We start from the raw sequence: 3,544 nt of genomic DNA on the forward strand, positions 1-3,544 counted from the left end.
GCCCTCGCAAGCCCGCGTCGTCCTTCAGGCGGTCAATCGCCGCGACCAGCTCGCCGGGCAGATCGGCCTGCACAAGAATCCGGCCCTCCGCGCGCCAACGGGCGCGCAGGTTTCGGACACTTTCCAGCTTAACTTGTTCTCGGGTGCGACTCGCCATGTCTACATGAAGAGACGAAATCGCCCGATTCTGCAACCCTTTGCGTAAGGGGGCGAGAAAGGCACTACTTCTAGGGCCGGGCGACTAAACGTAGTTGCGTCAATGCGTATCCACGTCAATGCGTTCTATGGCCCGGTAGAGGGTAGAGCGATGCACACCCAAGAGCCGGGCAACCTCGGCCGGCTTCTTGTCCTCGCTGATGAGCTGGCGGGCGTGTGCGATCTGCTCGGCCGACAGGGCAGGGGGGCGGCCGAACCGAACGCCCTTCGCCTTCGCCGCCGCGCGGCCGGCGCTCGTGCGCTCATGGATCAAGCTGCGCTCGAACTCGGCAACGCCGGCGAAGAAAGTCAGCACCATGCGCCCGGCCGGCGTCGTCGTGTCGGCCCACGGCTCGGCCAGCGAACGCAAGCCGGCCTCGGCGTGGCCGATCCGCTCGGCTATGTCGAGAAGATCGCGCGTTGATCGGGCGAGGCGATCCAGCCGCGTCACCGTCACCACGTTCCCGGGCTGCAAATGGTCCAGCATCTTCGCCAGCTCGCGGCGGCCGCGCTGCGCGCCGGATGCCTTTTCCTCGAACACGCGCTTGCAGCCGGCCGCTTTCAGCGCCGCGCGCTGCTGGTCGAGAGTCTGGCCGTCGGTCGAGACGCGGGCATATCCGATAAGCAAGGGCAGGGGCTTCCTCGTGGGCGACATGCCCGGAATCTACCTCGTGCAAACCGTCGCGGAAATCCCTATTATGCGACAAGAAAGCTGTCGCGGGTTTTGGAATTTTTGCGACAACGCAGCATCATCGAAATTGGTTGAACAATGAAGTCGCCTGAACTCCACATACTTGAGAGAATAGAAGCCCTCCGCGCCGAACTCGCACGTCCTGTTGTCGTGGCGCTTGACGGGGGAAGCGGCTCCGGTAAGTCAACGATTGCGGCAAGGTTGGCGAAGCTGACCGACATAGCCTTGGTTACGCTCGATGATTTCTATCAAACGCAGGTTCCCGAATCCGAGTGGCCTCACAAAACCGTGGCGGAGCGGTTGAATCGCGTTTTTGAGTGGGACCGCGTTCGCGAGGCAATAGAGCCTCTACGCAAGGGGGAACCTGCACAGTGGCGAGCTTTCGACTTCATGCAGGGACTAGGCCTGGATGGCACTTACAGCCTCAAGAACGAATTTACCGAAGTCGCGCCAGCGCCCACGATTCTGCTCGAAGGAGCTTATTCCGCATCTCCGTTCCTTCGGGATTTGATCGACCTCGCCGTGATCGTGGATGTGCCGACCAAAGTGCGGCATGAACGGACTGCTGCGCGCGAACAGGGCGCGGAGGGCTTTTTAGCCGCGTGGCACGCTGTTTGGGACGATGTTGAAAGCTACTATTTCGAGCGCGTCTGCCCGCCAAGGTCTTTTGATCTGGTGATCCAGAATTAAATTCCTTCGCGCCCCTTATGTCGCGCAAATCCTGAAACCTGCACCACGTCCGCAGCGGCGCGGAATCCGGGCCGCGACGTGTCGCGAAAGTCAGTCGCACAAGTTTGACTTTCGCACCTGATTTTTGCGACAGATTTTTCCCTGCAAAATCAGCGCCGGCGATTTTGTCGCAAAAATCAGGAATTTCGCGACAAATTGATCGCGCCCCGGAATGCGAAGCCCCGCTGTCGGCCATTGTCTGAAGTTCCTCACGGGCAGGCGCTTGATACTTTACTAACTTGTCTGTAAAGTTTGGCTACTCTCACTGAATGGTGCTATCATGCCTGCCGCCCACTCGAACCGCTGGGTTCTTCTGGTGACCGTCGCCGCCGGTCTCCTGCTTATCGTTCTGGACAATTCGGTCCTCTACACGGCCCTGCCTACCCTGACGCGCGAGCTTGGCGCGACGGCAACGCAAGGGTTGTGGATCATCAACGCATACCCCCTCGTCATGGCCGGCCTGCTGCTCGGCACCGGGACGCTGGGTGACAGGATCGGTCACCGGCGCATGTTCCTCATCGGCCTCGTGCTGTTCGGTGTCGCGTCGATTGTGGCGGCCTATTCGCCTACAGCGGAAATCCTGATCGGGGCGCGGGCCTTTCTGGCGGTCGGCGCGGCGGCGATGATGCCCGCGACACTCGCCCTCATCCGCGTCACCTTCGAGGATGACCGGGAACGCAACATCGCCATTGCGATCTGGGGGTCGTTGTCGGTCGTCGGCGCTGCGCTCGGACCGATCATCGGCGGTTTTCTGCTCGGCCATTTCTGGTGGGGGTCGGTGTTCCTCATCAATGTGCCGGTAGTGGTCGCTGCCTTCATTTCGGCGCTGATCGTTGCGCCGAAGGTGGCCGGCGATGCGACCAAGCCTTGGGACGTGGTGTCGTCGTTTCAGGCATTGGTGGCGCTGTCGGCTTTTGTGATCGCGATCAAGGAATCTGCCCATGCCGGGCAGTCGTGGGCCGTCCCCGCTATTTCGCTGCTGGTTGCCATCCTCGCCGGAGCGCTGTTCGTCCGCCGGCAACTGCGCCTGCCGTTCCCGCTGCTCGACTTCTCGATCTTCCGCAATGCCGCGTTCACATCGGGCGTTCTAGCGGCCGCGTTCTCCCTGTTCGCCATCGGCGGTGTTGAGCTTGCTACGACGCAACGCTTCCAGCTCGTTGCGGGCTTCACGCCGCTGGAAGCCGGGATGCTGGTTTCGGCGGCGGCGCTCGGATCATTGCCGACTGCGCTGCTCGGTGGTGCATTCCTGCATCGTATTGGCCTACGTATCCTTATAGCTGGCGGGCTTGCGGCGGGATCGCTGGCGGTCCTGCTTGCGACATGGGGCATCACTCATGGCCTTGGCTGGCTGATCGCCGGTCTGGCGCTGACCGGTGCCGGCGTAGGTGCAACAATGTCGGTGGCATCAACGGCTATTGTGGGCAATGTGCCTGTGCATCGCGCCGGCATGGCGTCGTCGGTCGAGGAAGTGTCCTACGAGTTTGGCAGTCTGTTCGCTGTCACAATTCTCGGAAGTCTTTTGGCCTACCTCTATACGGTCAACGTCGTGTTCCCCGCCGGAACCTCGGAAGCGGCCCGCGACAGCATGGCGTCGGCGCTGGTCTTTGCCAACGAGGCGGGGGCCGATGGTGTTGTCGTGCGTCAAGCGGCAGGAATCGCATTCGACCACGCCTATACGGTCGTCATGTACGTGGCGGCGGGTGTTCTGGCCGTGGGTGCCCTGATCACCGGCATCCTGTTGCGGCGCTACGGTCCCGGCTCGCAATCGTCAGCCTATCCCACACAACACTAAGGAAGCCGACATGGCGAGAGCCAGCAAGCGCCTCGAAGTGCTTGAAGCCATTGTGAGCATCATCGAGCGTGACGGCCTCACCGCCGTCACCCTCGACGCCGTAGCGCTCGAAACCGGCATGACACGCGCCGGCCTTC

Annotated in this window: 3 protein-coding genes; 2 read left to right on the top strand and 1 reads right to left on the bottom strand. The window is 61.9% G+C overall.

All coding sequences use genetic code 11. The features are described from left to right. Positions 1-256 precede the first annotated feature (256 nt). The gene (locus VHO04_RS18835; RefSeq protein WP_006473455.1) at positions 257-823 is read right to left on the bottom strand and encodes a recombinase family protein; all 567 of its coding nucleotides are present in this window, start codon (positions 821-823) and stop codon (positions 257-259) included. 141 nt (positions 824-964) lie between these two features. Here VHO04_RS18835 and VHO04_RS18840 point away from each other — a divergent pair, with 141 nt between their 5' ends. Next, positions 965-1,576, top strand: a complete 612-nt coding sequence (locus VHO04_RS18840; protein ID WP_024269997.1) for a uridine kinase family protein — start codon at positions 965-967, stop codon at positions 1,574-1,576. Positions 1,577-1,931: 355 nt separating this feature from the next. Further along, the gene (locus tag VHO04_RS18845) at positions 1,932-3,407 is read left to right on the top strand and encodes an MFS transporter (RefSeq protein ID WP_246041616.1); all 1,476 of its coding nucleotides are present in this window, start codon (positions 1,932-1,934) and stop codon (positions 3,405-3,407) included. Positions 3,408-3,544 lie beyond the last annotated feature (137 nt).

The organism is Sphingopyxis sp., from assembly GCF_036261875.1.
Classification (GTDB): domain Bacteria; phylum Pseudomonadota; class Alphaproteobacteria; order Sphingomonadales; family Sphingomonadaceae; genus Sphingopyxis.